Genomic DNA, 22,441 nt, shown 5'->3' on the forward strand with positions numbered 1-22,441 from the left:
TTATATTTTTATTATAAAAAATATTTACAATCACTCTCTTCCTCATCAAGAAAAAAGGTTGAACACCATATAAACCTAGGATCATTTTACCAATTAATGTATTTGTTTGCCTGTTTTACTGGTTGGCGTACTTCTTTACCGTCTTATATTTCTTCGGCTTCGTTTGGGGACGACCTGTCTTTCCTTTTTTCTGCCTTCCCTTTGAGAACTTCTCTGGTTTTCGCTGGAGTTCTTGTAGAAATCGGTTCCATGCCTGGCACATGTAGCACCGTAAAAGCTTCAAAAAAGACCACGGGGACTGCGCTGCGTCCGTCTCATTGCGAAGCAGAAGAACCAATGCATATCCAATCAGTGCTAAAAAGATCTGATTCCACACCGCTTTTTCTCGTGAACTATACAGGTGGATCAAGCTAACATGCTGCTTCATCCACTTGAAGAAGATCTCAATTAGCCACCGGTGGTGATAGATTTCACTAATCTGCTCGGCCGTTTTGTCCCACACATTGGTTATAACCCGATATTGACGCCCTTTTTCGTCAGTATATTCCACTAAACGCAGCTGAACCTCGACGAGTTGTTTTTCCGCATTTTTGTAACTCACAAGCACATCGGCATCCCGCAACACGGGGGTATGGGGGGCGACCTCACGCTCATGAAGAACGAGGGTTCTGCTGTTCTGCTGGATGCGTGCGACAAACCGCAGACCTTGCTCCAGCCAAGTTTCATACAAACGGTACACCCTATACCCACGATCCAAGACATGAATGGCATCTTTGTCGACGACTAAATCCAAGGCCACTTCAGAGTCGGCGACCCCGAGCGTCGAGCAAATGACTTGGGTCGGGTACACCGTATCGCTATCTGCAATCACAAGCTTCAAATGAACCTTGACCCCGTTACTATGCTTGGAACAATAGGCCCACTTCCCAGCGAGTTCAGGGAGAGACAGACTCGTAGAATCAATGAGATGAAGTTTACCCAGACCGGTAACGCCTTGTTCAGGATACATCTGTGCGACTTGCTGCGTAAGCAGGAGCCACACGCGCTGCAACACCTCGAGCGGTAGATTGTCCAGTGTACGCACCACTTGAGAAGGACTAATCGATTTTAGACCTACTGCTTGCTGAAGTTCTCGGTTCGCTCGTAAGGCCTGGCTAATTTCGTCGAGGTCTGCTCGTTGGTTGAGTTGGGCTTCGACAAGTAGTTTCACGGCCTTGACCAACGTCAATCTACGTCGATGATTAAACAGCGGAAACGCTTCGTCGGAAAGCGGAAGTAAATCAAGGCATTTACAAATGACAGATTGATTTGGTATAGTACCCATTGGTTGCTCCTTTTGTAGGTGGAATGGGTAAAATGCCTATCCTTCTACTTTAGGGGTTTTTTTGGGTTTAACCAGTAAAATTACATCAATATATTGAAAATAAAGTAATTTATGCAAAAATGATTTTTCATGTTAGGTTTAATGCAAGGCTAGTGGATATTTTCCCTATTTATTTATCAGAGCTTCAGTTTACCTTGTGAGGATGCTCCATACGCAAAAACAGCCTTCCCAAGGGAAGGCTCAGAGTGTCGAGAAACCCAGGTCATTTTACGACCGCGGGTTTCTTTTTAGGTTCTGGCATAAGTAGAATCGGAAAAGGGAGGGGGTTACCCCCTCTGTTCCAGGCGATCCAGGTGGATCGCCATCTTCTTCATGTTCTGCACGGCTGCCGTCATCAGTGCCTGTTCTCTGACATTCGGAAGTCCGCGCAACCGGCAATAGCGAAACCCATGGAGCTCTTTAGCATCCGCGAAGCTTCGCTCAATCGTCTCTTTTCGTTTGCGGTACAGTTGCTTGCCCGACTTACTGAGTCGGTTATTCCGCACCCATTCCTTGCTGTCCTCCCAGACGTGCCGGGTCACCACCTTTCGGTGATTTCGGGACTGAGTGCATTGGTCCAGCAATGGGCAACTCTTACAATGGTCCGGATCAGAAGCATACTGCCGGTAACCCTTTCGGTCTGTGGTCCGGTAATTCAGTTCATGACTGGCTGGACAAACATACAAATTTCGCTCGGCATCAAAGGTGAACTTCCATTTCGGAAACAATCCTTGCTTGGGATGAAATCTCCGGTGTGCAATCACCGCAAAAATCTTTCGGCTTTGTAATCCTCGACAAATCGGTGTGGTTAAGTAACCTGAATCGAGCGCAACGGCTTCAATCTTAAATCCAAAACGTTCTTGCTGACGGTCTAAACGCGACAAATATGGCACGGAATCATGAACATTGCCGGGCGTTACATGTACATCGGTAATGAGATTGTATTTGGTATCTACGGTACGGTGATCTAGATAAAAGAAGCCCTCCGGTTTGCCATCCCGGATCATATATCCACTATCTGGGTCGGTCTTGCTCACTTTAATCTCTTTCTCCTCGTTCACTTCCTCTCTTGGTTTCAGGGCTTTTTTCCATGCTCTTTCCGGTCTTCGGCCACAGCAGCGTTGAGTTCATTCACGTAATCTTTGGTGTTCTGCAGTACTTGTTGTTTGGTGTACTGGTGTTTATTCGCATTTGCTTTTACATGGGTTGAGTCGGTCACGAGAACCCGTCCACCGACCATCCGGTGCGAAATAGCCTGAAGAACAATCTCATCGAAAATGTCCTGAAAAATGTTCGTATCTTTAAATCGGGTTCGCCGGTTCCAACTAATAGTCGTATGGTCTGGAACCTTGTCGGTTAATCCCAGTCCTAAAAACCAGCGGTACGCCAAATTGGTTTGGATCTCTCGCTCCAATTGACGTTCGGAACGAATGCCGTAAAAGTATCCAAGAAAAATCATCTTAAATAAGATAACTGGATCAACAGCAGGACGTCCGTTATCTGCGCAGTACAACGGCCTAACTTTTTCATCGATAAAGGAAAAATCAATATACTTATCTACTTTTCGTAGCAAATGATCTTGAGGAACTAAATCTTCGATAGAGACAAACTCGTACGCTTGTTGTTTTTCTCGGTTGGAACGCAACATACAAATCACCATCCGTTCTATAAATAGTTACCTATATTATACAACATTAACGCGGTGTCGTGTGAAATTATTAAGACATAAAGAAGGCTGTCGAGACTTTCTCGACAGCCTGAGCCTTCCCAAGGGAAGGCTGTTACTTGTCCCGGGCAGGATGCAGCCCTAACGGGCTGACTGCGAAGCTTACCCTTTCGATGCTCATGCTCCGACGAACCTCGGGCTTCTCATCCCCCGAACGCAAAAACAGCCTTCCCGAGGGAAGGCTGTTACTTGACGTCCCGGAAGGGATTCGAACCCCTGACCGTGCGCTTAGAAGGCGCATGCTCTATCCAGCTGAGCTACCGGGACATATAAGAAATAATGATATCTATTGACGCAACGATCTTTATTATACCGTATTCAGCAGATTTTTCAAGATCAAACATTTTGGAAAAAAAGTAATTATAATCCTGTTTTAATAATAACGAGGGTATCCTAGCTATTTTCATAGCGTAAGAATACCCTCGTTTCCACTCCATATTACTCCAGATTTCGAAATTGCTGCTCCAGCTGCTTTTTCAAATCACCATAAGTCATTAATTCCCGCTGAAACTTAGAACGCTCATCATCAGGTGTCATAATCAAGCTACCTGTGAACGCACTCGTAGTTACGTCTTTAAAAGCTTCATGCATATTGTTATCAAACCAATCCGTAGAAGTATCCGCGTCGTTGGTGAGGATACGGACAATCTCATATCCTTCTTCGCGCTGATCTTCTACGATATACACCAAAAGCGCAGGATCACTAACAGCACCTGGCAACACACCTACCTCTGCACAAGGTGCACCGTCATACTCCATCATTCTGCGAATTTTGGCATCTTTAATATAATACACCTGTCATCCTTCCCTCCTGGCAAATTCTCCTCTCCTCTAGTGTTCGGATAAGGACATACATTTTATGCCTTCCTTCGGCATATATCTGTATTACTTGGCAAAAAAGTAAGGACAACAATCGCACAAAAAGAGAGGATGAACCATCATGTGCGGAATAACCGGATTTATCCAGTGGCGCGGAGATCTCACTCAGCACTCTCAGTTGCTGGTCAAAATGACTGAAACTTTAGCAAACCGCGGACCCGATGCAACTGGAACTTGGATTTCAGGCCCCTGTGCTTTCGGTCACCGCAGACTTAGCGTTATCGATCCAGAGAACGGCGCACAGCCTATGATCATCCGCCATGAGGAACAGGTATACGCGATTGTTTACAACGGCGAATTATATAACGCTCCCGAGCTCAAACAAGAACTTAAGCAGCGGGGTCATCATTTCCGTACCCAATGTGACACCGAGGTTCTGCTGCATGCCTATATCGAATGGGGACCGGATTGTGCAGAGAAGCTCAATGGGATCTTTGCCTTTGCGGTGTGGGACGGTCTTCGGGATCAGGTCTTTTTTGCACGTGACCGCTTAGGTGTGAAGCCCCTGTTCTATAGCAAAGTGGATGATGTCTTAGTATTCGGCTCGGAGCCTAAGGCACTGCTTCAGCACCCTAAGGTACAGCCGGTTGTAGGTCCCGAAGGACTAGCAGAAATCTTTATTATCGGTCCAGCCCGTACACCAGGACACGGTGTTTATAAGGATATGCAGGAACTTCGCCCGGGGCATGCCATGATCTATAGCCGCGAAGGTCTGCGAAGCTATGCCTATTGGAAGCTGGAGAGTAGAGCGCACACTGACAACGAAGCAGAGACAGCGTCTAAGGTGCGTGAACTGCTGCAAGATACACTAGAGCGCCAACTAGTCTCTGACGTTCCTGTCTGCTCGCTTTTATCAGGAGGACTGGACTCCAGTGCGCTAACAGCACTTGCAGTGGATTACTACAACAGAAATGGTCAGGGACGAGTAGATTCGTATTCCGTCGATTATGTCGATAACGACAAGCACTTCAAGAGTCATACTTTTCAGCCCGGAGCAGATGGACCGTGGATTAAGCGAATGGTCGATGAATTAAATACGAACCACCAATATATCTCATTCGATACGCCGGAGCTTGTAGAAGCACTTGATAATGCGTTGTACTCACGGGATTTACCTGGGATGACCGATGTGGACTCTTCCCTGTATTTATTTTGCCGAGAGATTAAAAAGAATGCCACTGTGGCCATTTCCGGTGAAGCTGCCGATGAGATTTTTGGCGGATATCCTTGGTTCCATCGAGATGAGATGCTCTCGTCAGGCACTTTCCCTTGGTCTGTTGCTCCGAAAATGCGTGCAAGTCTACTATCCCCTGAATTTAACGAGTGGATTCGTCCGCTAGAATATTTGGGCGACAGGTACAGCGATGCGGTAGCAGAAGTCCCAAAATTGGATGGAGAGACAGGCAAACAAGCACAAATGCGCGTGATGTCCTACTTAAATATTACCCGCTTTATGCCAACTTTGCTCGACCGCAAGGACAGAATGAGTATGGGTGCAGGACTAGAGGTACGTGTACCTTATTGTGATCATCGGCTTGTTCAATATGTATTTAATATTCCTTGGGAAATCAAGAACTTGGGCGGTCGTGAAAAAGGGATTTTGCGCAAAGCGCTTGAAGGAATTCTTCCTAACGATGTACTTTATCGTAAAAAAAGCCCCTACCCAAAAACCCACAATCCAGCCTATTTAAATGCGGTACGAACGCAAGTACTGAACATTCTAGATGACTCTACTTCGCCTATACTCCCTTTAATTGATGCTACCAAAATCCGTGAGATCGCCGCCTCCCCAGAATCCTCTACCAATCTGCCTTGGTTCGGTCAACTCATGTCTGGCCCACAGCTGTTTGCTTATCTGGCCCAAGTGGATCTCTGGCTGCGAAAATATAATGTCTCCATTAGTTAAACGTAAAAACTAATAGGTACTCCAAATGCAAACAGCAAGTCACCGTTCATCTGGTGACTTGCTGTTTGGTTTATATTTTACCCAATAGGCTGTGGCTACATTTAGAAGTTAAAATTATCGGGATCTGGACCAAAACGATGGTCTTTGTTCAAATCTTCGATGGCCTTGACGTCTTCATCGCTAAGTGTGAAGTCAAAGAATCCCGCATTCTCTTTGATTCGATCCGCATGTACCGATTTCGGAATCGTAATGACGCCTTGCTGTAAATCCCAGCGAAGTACAATTTGAGCAGGGGTCTTACCATACTTCTCTGACAGCTCTTTGAGGAGGGGTAGATCGAGATTCCCTTGCATTAGCGGACTCCAAGCCTCAAGCTGGATGCCTTGCTCATTGGCATACTTCAGCAGCTCGCGTTGAGTCAACAATGGATGGAATTCCACCTGATTCACCACTGGCAGCACTCCGGTGTCCTCGATGATATCCTTCAGATGATGAATCTGAAAATTGCTCACACCAATGGATTTGATGAGGCCCTCTTTTTGCAGATGAATCAAGGCTTTCCATGTCTCCCTGTACTTCCCTGCCACCGGCCAGTGAATGAGATACAAATCAATGTAATCCAGACCCAGCTTACGCCGGCTAACCTCGAACGCTTTGAGTGTCGATTCGTAGCCTTGATCTGCATTCCATACTTTAGTTGTAATAAACAGCTCATCACGGGCCACTCCACACTCACGAATAGCTTGTCCAACACCTTCTTCGTTATTGTAAGCAGCTGCCGTATCAATACTGCGATACCCAACTTCCACTGCAGTTTTGACCGCATGAATAACCTCTTCGCCGTCCTTAGACTGCCACACACCGAGGCCCAGCCAGGGTATGGTCACTCCGTCATTTAAAGTGGGTCCACCTGAGAACGGTGCATTCAATTCACTCATCGCTTAGCCCTCCAAGCTTATTGTTATTTAGTTAATCTTACTTAACCTAATATCACGCTTCAGAAGCAAGCGCTGACACAGAAAGTATAGCAGACTGTCCCGGCATACCAAAATGGGTACTCCATATAATCCGGCTTCTCCCTCCTCTGTATATAGGCATAAAAAAACAGAGGTCTTGCGTATTATGCGCAAAACCTCTGTTTTAATAATCTAATCCAAAATCATTATCCTCTGTTCTTATTTAGACATTCTCAAAAGCAAGGTAATCGCTTCAGCTCTCGTTACCGGATCATTCGGAGCAAACCGATCATTGCCTTTGCCTAGGATCAGACCTGCCTCATATACCGCTGCAGCATACTCTTTTCCCCAAGCAGGAATTTGATCGGCATCGGCAAAAGGCAGGGATGCCTTCGCACCGCTCTTCAAATCGAGTGCCCGCGCAACCAGCGCTACGAATTCAATCCGGGTCACTTTACCGTCAGGACGGAAAGAATTATCCTCATATCCCTTAATAAGTCCGGATTTGACTGCACTGGAGATGTAAGACTTCGCCCATGCCGGAATGCTAGATGCATCTTCAAACGGAAGAGTTGTGTCCGCCTGCGGGAGTTTCAACGCACGGCCAAGCATAACCATCAGCTCACTGCGGTTCACCACAGCATTCGGACGGAATGTTCCGTCTTCATAACCCTTGATAATTCCACGTTCTACTGCGGTAACAATAGAATCGAGTGCCCAGTGATTAGAGATGTCCGTAAACTTCGGCGGGTTAACCGAATTTCCGTTGTTACCATTGTTACCATTGTTACCGTTGTTGTTATTGTTACCGTTATTACCGTTGTTTCCATTGTTTCCGTTGTTTCCGTTGTTTTCGTTATTGCCCGTATCTTCATCTGCCTTGGCAACAGTTAAGACAAACGTCTTCTGAACCTGAACGCCGTCTTTTTCCAAAGTTGCTTTCAACGTCACTTGAGTAGAAACGGATGGGCGTTTCACCTTACCGGTATTCGAAATTATATTCGTCTCACTTGAGGACCAAGTAATTAAGCTACCGCGCTTTCCTTCCGTTGGCAACACCACGTTTTGGGTTACCGATTCATTGGAGTCACCGGTAGCGAATCCAATGGCAAGATCCTCCCTATCAAGGTCGACATCGGCAGGCTTAGGCAGATCACTCAAAGTAATGGCCACCGTTTTTGTATTGAGCGGAACGGTAACGATACCTTTGACATTGTCTACAACACCCTCGGAAGCCTTCAGAATGTTGTTAACCATACTAGGCAATTGAATGCTGATTTGTGCATTGCTCGTATCAGCTTTAGCCTGCTCCAGACTGGTCGTAAATGTAAACACAAGCTGGTTTGCTTTTCTAACCACATTGTATCCTACTCTTCCGCCTTGGAATGCAGGATAGTTCTGAACATCCGCTACCACATTGTTGTTCTTATCGGCATCCGTAACCCACTCTTTAGGAATGCCACGGCCCACAATAATTTCGTATTTTGTGTTCTGATCATAGATACGCTCAGTGATCAGCGAGTCCACCAATACCTTCGAGTTGACGGCCTGCCCCCACATATGCTGGGCCGATCCGCCCCCGCCAGGCGTATTACGAACACCAAGTTCATCATTGACTGCCGTCCAAGGGCTGGATTCTGTAGCAGGGTAAGCAACACCTTCCCACCAACTGAACGGTCCACTCATGGAATTTTCAATCATAAACTCGTAAGCTTTAATTCCCATGTCTCTGTATTTCTCACCGCGAAGCGCGGAGCTTCCGTAACCGGCATTATAAGCACTGGAGTAGAAACCGTGAGGATAACCGCCAAAGTTATACGGAGAATCGGTTGTCCCTTCGTTGACACGTCGCTCCATACCATAGGTGTATGTGTCGTCGAGCATCGTCAGGTTGATATTGTCCTCTGGCTGGTTCGCTCCAAACAAATATCCATCCCACAGCCATCTTCCGAACAGGAACATAGAAGCCCAGTTGGCATCCCGGGAGTCTTTCATCCGGTTCTCATCATTACTTTGCACGACAGATGCCGGAATATAGTTCAGAGCTTTGTCAGTGATTGTTTTTTGCAATTTGGCTGTGAAAGCAGCGAGTAGATCTTCGTATTGAGCCTTGGCCCATTCCGCCTCTGCCAGATAACTTTCATGGCCTTTCACCTTATACAGCTCACGCGCGATATATTCATAAGATGCCAAACCAGTCAGTGCGGAGTAATTGTCAATCGTCCAATACCCCAATGAATCTATAGCTTTCGTTTCTTTCATAATTCGGCCGTCTCCAGCACGGTCGCTTTCAATACTTCTTGCCCCGAATTTTACTCTCTTATCGAAAACGGAACCCACTGATCCGTCATCCGCTTTCATCATTTCATCAAATATGGATGTGTCACCTGTTTTACTCAAATATACGGCATAAGTCCACGGAAGCTTCCAGTTGGCATCCCAGAACAGGTTCGGATCCACTTGACCAGTCTCGATGTTGATTCCTCCGGTAAGAGGTATGCTTTTCAGATACTCTTTTGCGTGTGCAAAGTCGCCGCTCTGAATCAATTGAACAACAATCCCGATGGTATCGTGAGAGTAAAGTCTGGCATAACCATTCTCACCCACATGCAGATAATTGCCGTCTTTAATGATCATGTTGTAAATGTAGCCCGCTTTAAAAGCATTGACTAGCTCTTTATTCGGCAGATCGATATCAACTACTGTGGACAGCCGGTTATTCCAGTATGATTTCATCTCACTGTAGTTGCTATCAAACGTACCCAGTTTCGATACTTGCTCTCTCGTTAAAGATGTAAAGCTCGTTTTTCCCGCATCGAAATATTCATACTTATCCCCTTCGATGGCAAACTCTCTGATAACAGTCTCACCAGGTTTGATCGTATAAACTTCGTTTGCAGCCTGATTCATCGGAACCAGATTGGCAGATACAACCGGCAGCAGGCGCATCTCATCCGAATGATTGGTAACCGTCATTCTGGAATAGTTAATAACGTAGTCTTTGCTTTCTACCGTCTGCTTGTTGCCAAACGATTCAATTTTATAGTCCATATTGTCTTTGGCAAACTCATTTATAAATACCGGCAGATAGCCTTCTGCGTTATACCATTTGATGCCCGACGTATTTGTCGCACCGAACGTAACGATTTGTTTAGTTGCCACAAACCCATTCTGCATAGGACGGGTTCCGCCGATCTGATAGGATCCATCGAGGAAAGCCAGAGTGGCGTTCTTGTCACCTTCAAAACCAAACCCAGCTGTCATTTTAGGGTTCAATTCATACTGATATTTCAGTTCCAGTTGTAATCCGTCCAAGGCATTCAGCACTTTTGAATATGCCTTGATCCGTTCTTGCTCGGATGCACCGGTATTCAAAGCTTGTGCTTCCTGGATCGCTTGATGCAAAGCATCTGCCGACTGGCTGGTGTAGCCAATCAGGGCCGCTTGGCTGATCGTCTCCATCTGTTTAGCCATTACATCCAGGTTCGTACTTAGCACTAGGTTATTAAATGCTGTTTGCACCTGATTTAATGCCGTATCAAGCTCTACCTGTTTAACATCCACATCGTTCAAGCGCTCATGAGCGCTGCTCAATGCTATCTCCAAGGAAGACCAGCTCTGGAGCGTGTAAAGCTGTCTGTTATATTGCTTAAGCTCTTCAATCAAGCCCTGCAGCGGGGCCCGATCCACGTTACCCTCTTTCACAATTCTCATGATGCCCGTGCCCAGACTCGCTTCAGATTTAAAGACACCTGATGTCGATTTACCAAAGGACTCCTTTTGAGATTCAAAGTTTTTGGACATGATGACCCAGCGGTATTCCCCGGAGCCCCGCTCTTGTTGAGTCAGAACGAGCGCATACCGCGTATCCTGAAGGAGACTGTAGCTCAACTCCGCAGTAGTGAGTCCTCCGTCCACAATCCGGTTTTTGTCCACTGTCGTTTGGACTAGTGGATCTCCAGTCGGCAGCCCTTCACTGTTCACTGCATACAATTTGATAATCAAGTCGCTCACAGGCTCTTTATATCTTTTGACATTCACCTGTACATACTTCATATCAACAGCTTCCTTCACTGTGAAGGTTTGATATCTGTCCTGTTGATCGGTTTTAGCACCGAAAGTATACTCCTTGAACGCTTTATCCGTAAAATCGATTACAATGTTCGATTCTCTCTTCACCAGACCAACCTGCGCCGCTACCAAAGCATTGATAGCGCTGTCAACTTCTGGCTGGGTTGCCTCTGTTCGATCAAGTACAAGCTTGGCAGCAGCCAGCGTATTCACCAGAACCTGCCACGTCTCATTTGTATAAAGACCTTGCGTCATATTGCTAACTCTGTTGTATTCATTTTGCAGCGCCAATTTATCCGCAAGTGCCATACTGCTTAAAGCAAGTCCAGAGAATGACATATTTCCGTTCTTCGCTACAACCTTTGTCAAACGCCCTTCAATTTTCAGCTTCACATTAGCAGGCACGTTGACTTGATACTTATAGTTCTTGGAAACAGAATCGCCGTAGACGTTTCGGGTTACCGAAAGTACATCATCAGTATAGATGTTAAGATCTACATCCGCTTGCCACAACCCAAGACCAAATACTAGGGTGGAATCCTGCGGTTGCGCTGCTACTTCAATATCCCAGCCAACATTGTTATAGCTCCCTTTATCTCGACTGGACTTTGGATAAAATAGACCTGTCCCCGTGTCATTTAAACCATATTCAAATCCTGGCATACCGTTGCTCCAGGTATAGGACATGTAATCGGCATCGGTGCCTCTGTTCAATTTGCCCTCAGTTGCCGTATCCCCATATACGCTGAAGGTGACCGAGTTTGGGCCTGCCTTCTGAATTCGTTGAAGCTGATTCAAGTTATCCGCTTTAAAATGCAGCCAGTCGATATCCCCCGTTTGTGTTAAATTCAGTGGAAACTCGCCATTGACCACGCCTTCATTAATCTTAGGAGCGGGTGCTGCGGGTGCTGCCTGCATAGAGTACACGGGACCGATGGATGTTATGAACAAGCACATGAGTACAATCTTTGAAATGACACTGTTAAGCGACCTTTTCATTTTCCCCTTTGACCTCCTTATTTGATTGTGAAAAAAATGGTTGGACTTTGGTTATGGCAAAGTCCAACCGCTCGATAACTACTTTTCTCCGTATTTGCTTTGGAGATCATTCAGCAATTGTTCAACCGTCAATCCGTCTTGCTTAAAGATGATTTCCTCTACGCCTTTAAGCAGATCAGCATGAAACGCTTTGGTTTGTTCAGGGTAAGCAAAAGGCATGCCCACTTTTTCCATATTGTCGAATACTGCTTTCAATTCAGGATTCTTCTCCAAATATTTAGGAAGCAGAGAAGATACTGACGGTGAATATCCAACCGCCTCAATCGCATTCAATTGTGCTTCATCACGCAGCGCATACTTGATCACTTGCATAGCTTCTTCCTTATGCTTGCTGCCGTCCAGAATTGACAAGCCATGAGAGTAAGCGCTTTGTGCTTCTACCGTACCTTTAGGCATCGGCAAAGCAATCAATCCCATGTCAGGGTTGGCTTCTTTCAAATGGCCTACATACCATGGACCAGCTGTGGACATAGCACCTTTTTCTTGACTGAATACTTCGCCGTCCCATGGAGCCCCTACTTCGATCGGAGCAATAGCAACCTTATTTTTGAGGAAAAGGTCCACGAAGAACTGCACTCCAGCTACGTTTTCTTTAGAATTAATCGTTTTTCCGAAGCCCCAGTCTCCGCCGAAAGCGTGAACATATTGAGTGATGTGAAATGGATCGATACTGCCGATAATACCTTTCACACCATCCTTAGTCATGGCTTTGGCCAGCTCAACGACCTCATCCATCGTTTCCGGATATTTAGTAATTCCTGATTTTTCAAACATCTCTTTGTTGATCGCCATCATGGAAGTAGAAGAATCGTAAGGAATTCCATAAAGTTTATTATCATCTGTCCAGCCTTTGTACAGCGATCCAGTAATGCGGTCTTTATCAAACCCCACTTTGTCGATCATCTCATCTAGTGGAGAGAGTACGCCTTTCTTGATATACTCATAGTTTCCTTCATCCGACATTGCGATGATATCAGGCCCTACCCCGGCAGCAATCGCCGTTGGAACCGCTTTCCAAAACTCATCACTGGTTGGATACATTTGCATCTTAACTTTAATGTTCGGATATTCTTTATCAATGCCGTCAACCATAAATTCGAAGTTCTTTTGTTCGGACGCATTGGCCCAGTATGCCATCGTGACTTCGACGGTTTCTTGCTTCTCCGTCTTTGCCGCTCCAGCGTTGTCTGAAGCTCCGTTGCCAGAGTTACCGGTATTGGATTTGTTGCCACATGCTGCCGTAGACAGCATCAACATCAGAGAGCACAATAACAGGACTGACTTCTTTCTCATTTGTCACTACCCCTTTTATTTAAGAAGATTCACCGTAAGTGGTGTTATCTTCATCTTAGCTATACAGCATTCGAGAGCAAACAGAGGATCTTTACATATCTTTGTGATTTTTTACTTTCCCATGCTTGTCTTTCGGTATTCGTTCGGAGGGAGCCCATAGATCTTCTTAAAGCTGATATAGTAGTTGTCAATACTGTTAAACCCTACCTTTTCCGCGATCTCATACGTTTTCAGTTTTCCTTCTTTAAGTAGCTCTAGAGACTTTTTCACACGATGTCCATTGATGTACGGGATCAGCATGGAACCGGTTTGCTCCTTAAAAATACGGCTCAGATAGCTGTTGTTCAGACCGACATAACCGGCTAGTTCATTCAGTGTCAAATCTTGATTGTAGTTCTGGTGAATATAATCAATGACCCGCTTAATCTTGTAGTTCGTAGATGTGGCCGCATCCGTATAGCTCTCCTGCAGACTCTCCAGCTCCTGGATCAGCAGCAGGTGAAGATGCTCCAAACGCTCGGCGGACATGATTTCCTGCATCCCATTATAGTCTTCCTCGCCGCTGTCCTCCTTCATGTGGGACTGAATCTGGCAGTGCAAATTCACGCACATTTCCAAAGTGGCATGACGTCCCAAAGATCTCTTCTCCTTGATCGCGGCAAACATCTCATGAACTACGGAGATAGCAGAAGATACGTTCTTTTCGTCCATTTCCTTGCGAATGCGCTGTTCAAACAGAGTGAACGACGCCTTATCATTCAATTCCTTGATGCTCCCTGGTTCGTAGACAACAACGTTGCTGCGATCTTCATAAAATAGCATTTCGGCCGATTCCTGGGCTTCATGATAAGCTTTAGGAATATCAAGCAGACGGGCGTGCAGCCCGCTGATAAGAAAACTGACTTGTATGTTCAGAAACTGCTTCAATGTCTTTTCAATTTTACGGATGAGTCCCCAGCGTTCTTCCAGAATCTCATTCATACTTCTGATGCCGGAATACGTTTTTATAATAACCAGCTCGTTCGGACTCATCAGAAACAGCTCTAGCTCGCTGTACCGATTAAGCACTTCTTGCAAAATATTCAGGATCGAGAACCCGAGTAAATGCTCCATTCCCTTATTGTAACGTTCCTTCACCTTGTCATACTGATCAATCAACATAACAATGCAGAGCACATTGGGCTGTTTCAGCTTCAGATCGTACAGCTTTGTCTTTTGCTCAATTTCCCACTCATGACGAACAACACCGACCGCTAAATCCCGAAAAAAAAGCGTTTTCAACTCATTCCGGTTCTTCTCCACATTTTGCTGTAAGGAAACAAGATGATCCCCCACAGGCTGATGATTCACCTGTGTCCGGACACGCTCCAACGCTTCAAATACAGCGGACTGGGTCAGATTCGGTTTATGAATATAATCGCATGCACCTAGCCTAAGCGCCTCTTGGGCATACTCAAACTCATTATGGCTGCTGAGAATAATAACTTTACAGGAATGTTTGGCGTGCCGGAGCTGCCTTAGAACCTCAAGCCCATCCATCAGTGGCATTCGGATATCTAAAAAAACCACATCCGGATGAAGCTCATCTATTTTCTCCAAAGCCTCTCTGCCGTTTGTAGCTTCGCCTACTAGGTAATAGCCATGATGTTTCCAGTCCACAAATGTCTTAAAATTCATTCGGATAAAGGACTCGTCGTCCACAATCATGATTTTCATGCGTATCCCTCTTTCCTTGTTCCAGCGTGGTTCTGAGGATGCTCCATGGCAGGTATCAGGATAAGAACGGTAGTTCCTTCCCCTTCTTGGCTATGTATGGTCACCCCATACCTCGCTCCAAAATGAAGCTTTAGTCTTTTGGAGACATTGCCCACACCAATGGAATTCATCGTTTGCCCGTCCGACATTTCCTGTTGCAAGAGCCTACTTAGCTGTTCCTCCGAGATCCCCATCCCGTTATCCGAGATCGTAAACTGAATATCGTTGCCTTTTCTCTGCACACGTATACTCAAGTTATATTGACGAGAGTCTTCTGCAAAGCCGTGAAACACCGCATTCTCCACAAAAGGCTGCACCATGAATTTTAACGTTCTGCATTCCAAAACATTCGGTGCAACATCGATTTCAAAATCAAACACATTAAAGTACCTGAGCTGCAGCAGTTCCAGATAGCTGTGTATAAAGGCCACTTCTTCTTCAATAGAAACAAACTCCTGAGTATTACGTGTGGAAAAGGACAGAACTTTGATCATATCATCTACCGTTTCCGTAATGTTGTTCGCCATTTGAGCCTGCGCCATCCATTTAATCACGGAGAGCGTATTATAAATGAAATGCGGATTAATTTGATTTTGCAGCGCATTAAGTTCCGCACTCCGCTTCTTCTTCTCTTCAATTTTGGTTTGCTCAATCAATTCTTTGATTTCGGCAGTCATCCGGTTAAAGGAACGCGACAAATGTCCCACTTCATCCAGACTGTCCTGCTGAGCCGTAACATCAAAATCCCCCTTCTCTACCTTGCGCATCAGCCGATTGAGCCTTCGAATCGGATTGGTGATACTGCCGGATACAAGGTATGCTGTTACGAAACCCAACATAATCAACAAAAGAAGCAGCAGTGTAGAAAAATTGCGTATCTGGTTAATTTCGGCGAGCAGCTTGTCACGAAGAACGATGCTGTAGAATTGCCATCCTGACACATTGGACTTATCGTGAACAACATAGTAGTTTTCTTTGTCCGGCTTCATTTTTGCCATGACCTGACTATATTCCATCCCAATCATGGCCGGATCTGAACTGAACACAACCATCCCTTTATCATCCACGATGAACTGGTTTACGTCCTGTTTGTCACCCAGTCCGCTGAATAGCTTCTCAAGCTTATCCATCCGGAAATTAATGAGCAGCACACCAAGCTTCTGATAGGTACCCACATCCACCAGTACACGGCCTACAGATAGTACAGGGCGGGGCTTGGCGTACATCTGTTTCTCCTCGTGCATGCCGACCAGAATTGGCCTCTCCGCATTATTCACAATGGTCCGGTACCATGGTTCATGTACCGGACTATATCTATAATTGAAAGTCGTATCATAACCCCTACGGTAGATTAATGAACTATTTACAGGGTAGATCAGAATGGAATCAATATCCGGATTAAATGACATCAACTCTTTGAAAACGTTATCACTTATGTAGCGAAAATCCATACTTTTTTCAAACGTCTCATAGGTTTCAGCAGAATAATCCTTCGACAAAATCTGCATCAGTCTTTCGTCATAAAAAGGCTGCTCCGAAGATTTGAACATACTGCTAACAAACGAGTCCGCAGTGGATACCATCTGCTGATTCGTCTCCTGAAACGATTTCACAATGCGGGATTCAAAAACGGACATGGCGTATATGTAGAAGTAAATACTAATCACCACGAGAGGAACAATCATCAACAGCGTGTAGGTCAAAAACAGCTTTTGCCGTATGTTGCGATCCCGAAACCTACTCCATTTCCGCATGATGAGATCCTCTCCTTTTGTAACATTTTGTTGTATTTTGACGAATTAATCTTATGCTATATCCTCTTTTTCTTCAATAGCAAACTATGTAAGCTGAACGGATAAGACGAATTCGTTCAACTTACATAGTATTTTGAGAATTAAATTATGATCAACGGCCTACCATATGCTGCCGGATGTTGGACAAAGAGAGCTTCGATGTTTCCGGAACAATGTAATCCGCTTTCGATAGGATCTCTGCATCACCAACCCCTACGGCAAACATCCCTGCACTTTTTATCGCCTGAACTCCAGCCTCTGCATCCTCTACTCCAACACAATAACGGGGGTCAACACCTAGCGCCTCCGCCGCCTTCAGAAAAATATCCGGTGCAGGTTTTCCATGAGCCACGCTTTCCGGATCGGCGATCACATGAATATAAGACTCTACCTTCAACTGCCGCAGCAGTGTTCCGGCATTGCGGCTGGCCGAAGCCAGCCCGATCGGTATTCCAGCCTGCTTGAGATCATGGAACAATTCCAGAATGCCTGGCAAAATTTCCGATTCATCCACGCTCTGAATCAGGCCTTGATAGTTGTTGTTCTTCCGTTCAGCCCATTCCTGTTTTTGTTCCAAAGTGAAGGCTGCACCGCCGTCCGGTAGTTGACTCAGTATTTTTTCCAGAGAAGCCATGCGGTCGATACCCTTGAGCTGCTCATTAAATTCTAGGTCAAAGTGAATACCCAGTTCCTCCGCCAACTGCTTCCAGGCTTCATAATGATATTTCGCCGTATCGGTAATCACTCCGTCCAGATCAAAAATTAAGGCTTGAATCTCCTGATGTTCTTTATTCACTTCGCTCAGCCTCCTTCAAGTCTGTAACGATACGATCCTTCAACACGTATTCTCGGCCATGAATGAGCAAGGTAAGCTCACCCAATCCTGAAGTTAGGCGCTCCACCTCCAGCTTGCCACGGGTAACCGTCACCTGCAGACGCTCACCCTGCCAGGCAAGCGGGAAAGACAAGCGCTCCCAGGCCTGTGGAAGTTTCGGGTTCAGGCGAAGAGAGCCCTCCCAGGAACGAACCCCGCCAAAACCCATGATCGCTGCCTTCCAAATGCCGCCAATCGAAGCTGAATGAATACCTTCATCGCAGCTATGCATGTTTGTACCCAAATCAATGCGGGCTGCCTTGGCAAACATATCATAAGCCAATTCCAGTTCATTGACATCGCTAGCCAGCATACTGTGCGTGGATAAGCTGAGCGAAGAGTCATGCAACGTTTTCGGCTCGTAATAATGCCAATTCGCCGCTTTAGTCTCTTTAGAGAACCAGTCCTCCAGTAAGTAAAACAAAACGAGAATATCCGCCTGCTTCGAAACCTGTATTTCACTGAGCTGGGTCATGCTGTAGTCGGCAAGAATGGAAGCCACCTGATCCTGATCACGGTACTTCTCCAGATCAATAATTTGCTTGTTCAAATAAGTATCGTCCTGCGGAATGATGAACGAATGCATATCCGGCTGCGGCAGATAGATCTGCTTGGATTTATCCTCCCATTCCTTCAATCGCTCGGTTAGAGCCAACTTACTTTCCAAAGTCAAATAAACATCACTTTGCGCTTGCATAAGCTTGCGGGTGCATTCGATTGCTTTTGTCATATTCCAGTAGGCCATATAGTTAGTGAATGCATTGTTAGAGACATGTTCCTTATATTCGTCCGGACCAATCACATCACAGATATGATACTTCTGTTCCTTATCGCTCCACTCCAGCCGGCTTGCCCAGAAAGTGGCTGTTTCAAATATAATCTCATATCCGTACCGGTCCATATATTCCTGATCACCGGTAGCCTGATAATAATGCCACACGCCATATGCCACGTCCGCTGTAATATGCTGTTCGATTTTGCCTGTCCAAATAAAGGTTGGCTTTCCGGTAACGATATCTACAGGGCCCCACTCAGGAGTCTCTTCCTCGCCGGTTGCTGCGGATTCCCAAGGGTACATCGCGCCGCGATAACCATTGTCACGCGCTTTTGTCCTCGCACCGTTCAAGGTGTGATAACGATATTCCACCAGCTTACGGGCTGTCTGCGGGTCCATATACAAAAAGTATGGCAGAATAAAAATTTCTGTGTCCCAGAATACGTGTCCCTTGTATCCCTCTCCTGTCAGTCCCTTGGCTCCTACAGAGAAACGACTGTCATGAGCAGGTGTCATCAGAAGCAGATGATACTGTGAAAAACGGATGGCCAACTGATCAAAGACGTCGTTGCTCTTGATCTCAATGTTGGCTTTGGCCCATACGCTTTTCCAGGCCTGCTCGTTTTCATTAACAAGTACATCAAAGCCTTTCTCTGCCTTCTTGCTGAGATATTCCCGGGCGGTATCCTGCAAAGCTTGATGCGCGGCCCCCCGATCTCTCCACTCCTTATCATGACTCGTATGCACCGAAGCCACCTTATCCAGCGTAATGCACTTGCCGACTTCCGCTTTAAGCTTGTAAGTCAGTGAAACTTTTCTGCGATCCATGCTCGGAGCTGGCGCAGTTGTAAGACGTACACCCCCCTCATACATCTGATGGACACAGGTATGTACAAATTCAATATTCGACTCCGATGTCGTTGCGGTAAGCTGGAGCAGCTCTTTATCAAACACCCGCCGCTCACCTTCTATAAAATGCTGTGCGCCCGAATTTGTCATCTGCCCGTTGATACCGGAAGAAATAAAAATTTCCGCGGATTTCGTCAGCGGGGTAATTTCCACCCGCATACCCATTAGATGCCGGTCCTGTAGCGATACGAACCGCAGGAAAGTCATCTTAAACTGATCGCCGTGCTCATCCTCCCAGAGGATGTCACGCCGGAGCTCTCCTTGCCGTAAATCCAGCTCCCGACGGTAGCTGTGAATTTTTCCTTTTTCTAAATGAAATGGTTTACCGTTCAGACGGATTTCGAGCTGCACCATATCTGCGGCATTCGGAAGCTCTGTAACCTCCTGATTGGCAAAGCGGTTAAACGCTCCTGCAACAAACAAGTTGCGGCGTTCACCCGGATAGGACTCCTCTGTAGCAGCTCTTAGCCCAAGATATCCGTTCCCCTGACAAAAAATGGTTTCGAACTTCCCTAAAAATCTAGCGTCAAACTCTGTTTCCGCAATCACCCATCCGTCATCGAGCGCATTCAACCCTTTATATTCAATCACTTTACATCCCCCTGTCTGAACATATTCTGTATTAACCTTTCAGTCCTGTAGTGGCAATTCCTTGCACCATATGGCGCTGGAACATCAAGAAGACGATAATGATTGGCAGGGTCAAGAGTACAACACCGGTCATCGTGAGGTTTGGCCATTCAAAATAACGATTCTTAAGTGTGTTCAGACCAACAGTCATTACATACCAACGACTGTCATTCACCAAGGTCACCGGCCAAACGAAAGAGTTCCATGTACCGGTAAAGCTGAATATAATCTGTGTGCCGATCGCACCTTTGGATAGCGGAAGCATAATCCGGTAGAAAATACCGATCTTGCTTAATCCGTCAACCTCCGCTGCCTCTTCAAGCTCCTTCGGCACGGTCAAGAAGAATTGACGCATCAGAAAGACAAGGAAGCCCTGGAACAGAAATGGAATAATGAGACCTTGATAGCTGTTAAGCCATTTCAAATCAACGATCATGGAGAAAATCGGAATAATCATTACTTGGTAAGGCACCATCATCATCCCGATCACTAGGAAAAACACTACGCCTCTACCCCGAAAATTAATACGAGCCAAGGAGTAGGCAGCCGTCGTATTAACAAACAAGTTACCAATCAAAATACCGAACGTTACGATGATCGAGTTCTTATACCAGATCAATATATCGGAGGTTTCGAAGATGTCCCTGTAGTTTTCAAATGTCCACTGGCTTGGCAGCACAAGATGCCCGATGTCTGCTTTGGACAAAAGCGAAGTATAGATGGCATAACCAAACGGCACGACGAAGAATATGGAGAATGCGAACAGTAGTACATAGCGTAAAATTTGAGTTTTCCGGTTAAGCATCATCTAAATCTCCTCCTTAAGAAAGCGTTTTTGAAGCATAGACAGCGCAATAATAAGGGCGAAAATAATAAATGCTGCAGCACTACCGTAACCGGAACGGTTGAAGCTGAATGCCTGGCTGTAGAAATAAGTTACGATCGTGCTCGTTGCACCGGCCGGACTTCCGAGCGAGCCGTTTCTCGCCAAGGCATAAGGCTGGTCAAACAGTTGCATGACGTTAATAATCCCGGACATTATGACAAGGAAGGTCACTGGTTTCAACATAGGAACCGTAAGCTTCCAGAACTGCTGCCATCCATTTGCTCCGTCCACACGACCCGCTTCATAAATATCGTTTGGAATGGTTTGCAAGCCACCCAAGTACACTACCATGTAGAATCCTACATACGTCCAAACGGTAAGGATCATTAAAAATGGAAGTGCATACTTGACGTTGGCGTACCATGAAACGTCGGGGAAACCAAACCAGGTCAGTAACTGGGTTGCAATTCCGTCATTTTGCATGAACAAATACATAAATACAGTCGTCACCGCAATGGTTGAGGTAATATATGGCATGTAATACAGTGTGCGGAACACACCCTTAAGGTGCATCACCTTGTTCAGGTTCACTGCAATCACCAAGGCGATGATCGCCTGCAGCGGTACCGCTACTACGGTCAGCAATAAGGAATGGCTCAAAGCCGTCCAGAAGTCCTTATCCTGGACAATCTCCACATAGTTTCCGAATCCGATAAATTTGGCTGCATCCGGATTTAGGAAGCTGATATCCTTAAAGCTGTAGATAAACGATTGTACCAGCGGGTAATAAAACCAGATTCCCATCAAAATCAGGATGGGGGCGACAAACAAGTAGCCTACGAACGTTGATGAACTCCCTAATTCGGACAATCTTGTCCCGAACCCGCGCTTTGACTTGTGCTGAGAGAGATTAGTTTCTAAATTTGGCTTCATGGTGTTACTCCTTCCACTTACGAACCCCTTGTTCGTATATTTGTTGTAACTCCATCATAAGAATTGGCCGGTTCCACTGGAATAGAGGATATTTACAAGACTCCGAGGATTTTTACATTGTGCATTTATGACATAAGGCAGGCTGCCAACGACCGGACGCAAAAAAAGCGAGCCCCCATGAACGGAGACTCGCTACTTTATTGGTTCTTTACTATTTTGACAGGAGCAACGCTTTATTTCTCAATCAGTTTGAAATCATCAAAATGGAATTCAGGAGAAACAATACAGGATACCAGTACCGGTTCTTTTCCTAACGGACGAGCGGCCTGCCATACGCCTGCTGGAACTACTACCTGCGGCTGCTGACCCGCAGCAATATCGAGACCTAAGATAACTTCCTTCACATCCTCAGGCTTATCTCCACTGCCTCCGAGACTCAGCACTATTGGACTGCCGGAATGCCAGAACCATATTTCATCGGACAATACCGTATGCCATTCGGATTGTTCACCCTCATGAAGCAGAAAATAAATCGAAGATGCTGATTGCCGCGATCCGGAATAGCTATCGCCAAGCACTTCCTGCGGAATTTCAAACCCGGAGTTCCAAAGTCTTTTGTACCAACCACCCTCAACGTGAGGCTGTAGTCCGAGCAGTTCAACTAGCGGTGAAATTTCTTTTTGTGTCACGTTA

Annotated in this window: 14 protein-coding genes and 1 tRNA gene; 1 reads left to right on the forward strand and 14 read right to left on the reverse strand. The window is 45.9% G+C overall.

All coding sequences use genetic code 11. The features are described from left to right. Positions 1 to 115: 115 nt before the first annotated feature. The 4 genes from MHH52_RS23500 to MHH52_RS23515 all read right to left on the reverse strand — a co-directional run bounded on the left by MHH52_RS23500 (position 116) and on the right by MHH52_RS23515 (position 3,884). On the reverse strand, positions 116 to 1,324 hold the full coding sequence (locus tag MHH52_RS23500) for an IS4 family transposase (RefSeq protein WP_340004463.1): 1,209 nt from the start codon (positions 1,322 to 1,324) through the stop codon (positions 116 to 118). 326 nt (positions 1,325 to 1,650) lie between these two features. After that, positions 1,651 to 3,011 (reverse strand): IS1182 family transposase gene (locus MHH52_RS23505; RefSeq protein WP_340003511.1). Its coding sequence is split into 2 segments (ribosomal slippage): positions 1,651 to 2,441 and positions 2,441 to 3,011, totalling 1,362 coding nucleotides; the frame shifts between segments, so codons are not numbered across the junction. Positions 3,012 to 3,282: 271 nt separating this feature from the next. After that, positions 3,283 to 3,356: transfer RNA gene (locus tag MHH52_RS23510), tRNA-Arg, on the reverse strand. 171 nt (positions 3,357 to 3,527) lie between these two features. After that, positions 3,528 to 3,884 (reverse strand): hypothetical protein, encoded by a 357-nt coding sequence (locus MHH52_RS23515; protein ID WP_340004700.1) that lies wholly within the window; start codon positions 3,882 to 3,884, stop codon positions 3,528 to 3,530. A gap of 145 nt (positions 3,885 to 4,029) precedes the next feature. Here MHH52_RS23515 and asnB point away from each other — a divergent pair, with 145 nt between their 5' ends. Beyond that, positions 4,030 to 5,874, forward strand: a complete 1,845-nt coding sequence (asnB, locus tag MHH52_RS23520; protein WP_340004702.1) for an asparagine synthase (glutamine-hydrolyzing) — start codon at positions 4,030 to 4,032, stop codon at positions 5,872 to 5,874. Positions 5,875 to 5,975: 101 nt separating this feature from the next. Here the strand turns inward: asnB and MHH52_RS23525 are convergent, their stop codons facing one another. From MHH52_RS23525 to MHH52_RS23570, 10 genes are all read right to left on the reverse strand, one after another. After that, positions 5,976 to 6,812 carry an aldo/keto reductase gene (locus MHH52_RS23525; RefSeq protein WP_340004703.1) on the reverse strand — a complete coding sequence of 279 codons (837 nt, stop codon included), beginning with the start codon at positions 6,810 to 6,812 and terminating at the stop codon, positions 5,976 to 5,978. 237 nt (positions 6,813 to 7,049) lie between these two features. Then, on the reverse strand, positions 7,050 to 11,900 hold the full coding sequence (locus MHH52_RS23530) for an S-layer homology domain-containing protein (RefSeq protein WP_340004705.1): 4,851 nt from the start codon (positions 11,898 to 11,900) through the stop codon (positions 7,050 to 7,052). 78 nt (positions 11,901 to 11,978) lie between these two features. Further along, positions 11,979 to 13,253 carry an extracellular solute-binding protein gene (locus MHH52_RS23535; protein ID WP_340004706.1) on the reverse strand — a complete coding sequence of 425 codons (1,275 nt, stop codon included), beginning with the start codon at positions 13,251 to 13,253 and terminating at the stop codon, positions 11,979 to 11,981. 111 nt (positions 13,254 to 13,364) lie between these two features. Then, positions 13,365 to 14,969: a response regulator gene (locus MHH52_RS23540; protein ID WP_340004708.1), complete on the reverse strand. Its 1,605-nt coding sequence runs from the start codon at positions 14,967 to 14,969 to the stop codon at positions 13,365 to 13,367. Then, positions 14,966 to 16,762: a sensor histidine kinase gene (locus tag MHH52_RS23545; protein ID WP_340004710.1), complete on the reverse strand. Its 1,797-nt coding sequence runs from the start codon at positions 16,760 to 16,762 to the stop codon at positions 14,966 to 14,968. Before MHH52_RS23545 ends, MHH52_RS23540 begins: the two co-directional genes overlap by 4 nt. A gap of 151 nt (positions 16,763 to 16,913) precedes the next feature. Then, the gene (gene pgmB / locus MHH52_RS23550; RefSeq protein ID WP_340009796.1) at positions 16,914 to 17,606 is read right to left on the reverse strand and encodes a beta-phosphoglucomutase; all 693 of its coding nucleotides are present in this window, start codon (positions 17,604 to 17,606) and stop codon (positions 16,914 to 16,916) included. Beyond that, entirely contained in the window at positions 17,590 to 19,950 is a 2,361-nt protein-coding gene (locus tag MHH52_RS23555; protein WP_340004712.1) for a glycosyl hydrolase family 65 protein, read from the reverse strand. The genes pgmB and MHH52_RS23555 overlap by 17 nt, the downstream gene beginning before the upstream one ends. A 31-nt stretch (positions 19,951 to 19,981) precedes the next feature. Then, positions 19,982 to 20,797 (reverse strand): carbohydrate ABC transporter permease, encoded by an 816-nt coding sequence (locus MHH52_RS23560; protein WP_313636632.1) that lies wholly within the window; start codon positions 20,795 to 20,797, stop codon positions 19,982 to 19,984. Continuing rightward, positions 20,798 to 21,748 carry a sugar ABC transporter permease gene (locus tag MHH52_RS23565; RefSeq protein ID WP_313636631.1) on the reverse strand — a complete coding sequence of 317 codons (951 nt, stop codon included), beginning with the start codon at positions 21,746 to 21,748 and terminating at the stop codon, positions 20,798 to 20,800. It abuts the gene before it with no gap. A gap of 233 nt (positions 21,749 to 21,981) precedes the next feature. Then, positions 21,982 to 22,437, reverse strand: coding sequence for a cupin domain-containing protein (locus tag MHH52_RS23570; protein ID WP_313636630.1), 456 nt, complete (start codon positions 22,435 to 22,437; stop codon positions 21,982 to 21,984). Between the last annotated feature and the right edge of the window lie 4 nt (positions 22,438 to 22,441).

The sequence above is a fragment of the Paenibacillus sp. FSL K6-0276 genome (genome assembly GCF_037977235.1).
Lineage (GTDB): Bacteria > Bacillota > Bacilli > Paenibacillales > Paenibacillaceae > Paenibacillus_AQ.

Excerpts from the sequence above, each read along its gene's own strand:
- MHH52_RS23500 (WP_340004463.1), bottom strand. The coding sequence starts at position 1,324 with ATGGGTACTATACCAAATCAATCTGTCATTTGTAAATGCCTTGATTTA.
- asnB (WP_340004702.1), top strand. The coding sequence starts at position 4,030 with ATGTGCGGAATAACCGGATTTATCCAGTGGCGCGGAGATCTCACTCAG.
- MHH52_RS23525 (WP_340004703.1), bottom strand. The coding sequence starts at position 6,812 with ATGAGTGAATTGAATGCACCGTTCTCAGGTGGACCCACTTTAAATGAC.
- MHH52_RS23530 (WP_340004705.1), bottom strand. The coding sequence starts at position 11,900 with ATGAAAAGGTCGCTTAACAGTGTCATTTCAAAGATTGTACTCATGTGC.
- MHH52_RS23535 (WP_340004706.1), bottom strand. The coding sequence starts at position 13,253 with ATGAGAAAGAAGTCAGTCCTGTTATTGTGCTCTCTGATGTTGATGCTG.
- MHH52_RS23540 (WP_340004708.1), bottom strand. The coding sequence starts at position 14,969 with ATGAAAATCATGATTGTGGACGACGAGTCCTTTATCCGAATGAATTTT.
- MHH52_RS23545 (WP_340004710.1), bottom strand. The coding sequence starts at position 16,762 with ATGCGGAAATGGAGTAGGTTTCGGGATCGCAACATACGGCAAAAGCTG.
- MHH52_RS23560 (WP_313636632.1), bottom strand. The coding sequence starts at position 20,797 with ATGATGCTTAACCGGAAAACTCAAATTTTACGCTATGTACTACTGTTC.
- MHH52_RS23565 (WP_313636631.1), bottom strand. The coding sequence starts at position 21,748 with ATGAAGCCAAATTTAGAAACTAATCTCTCTCAGCACAAGTCAAAGCGC.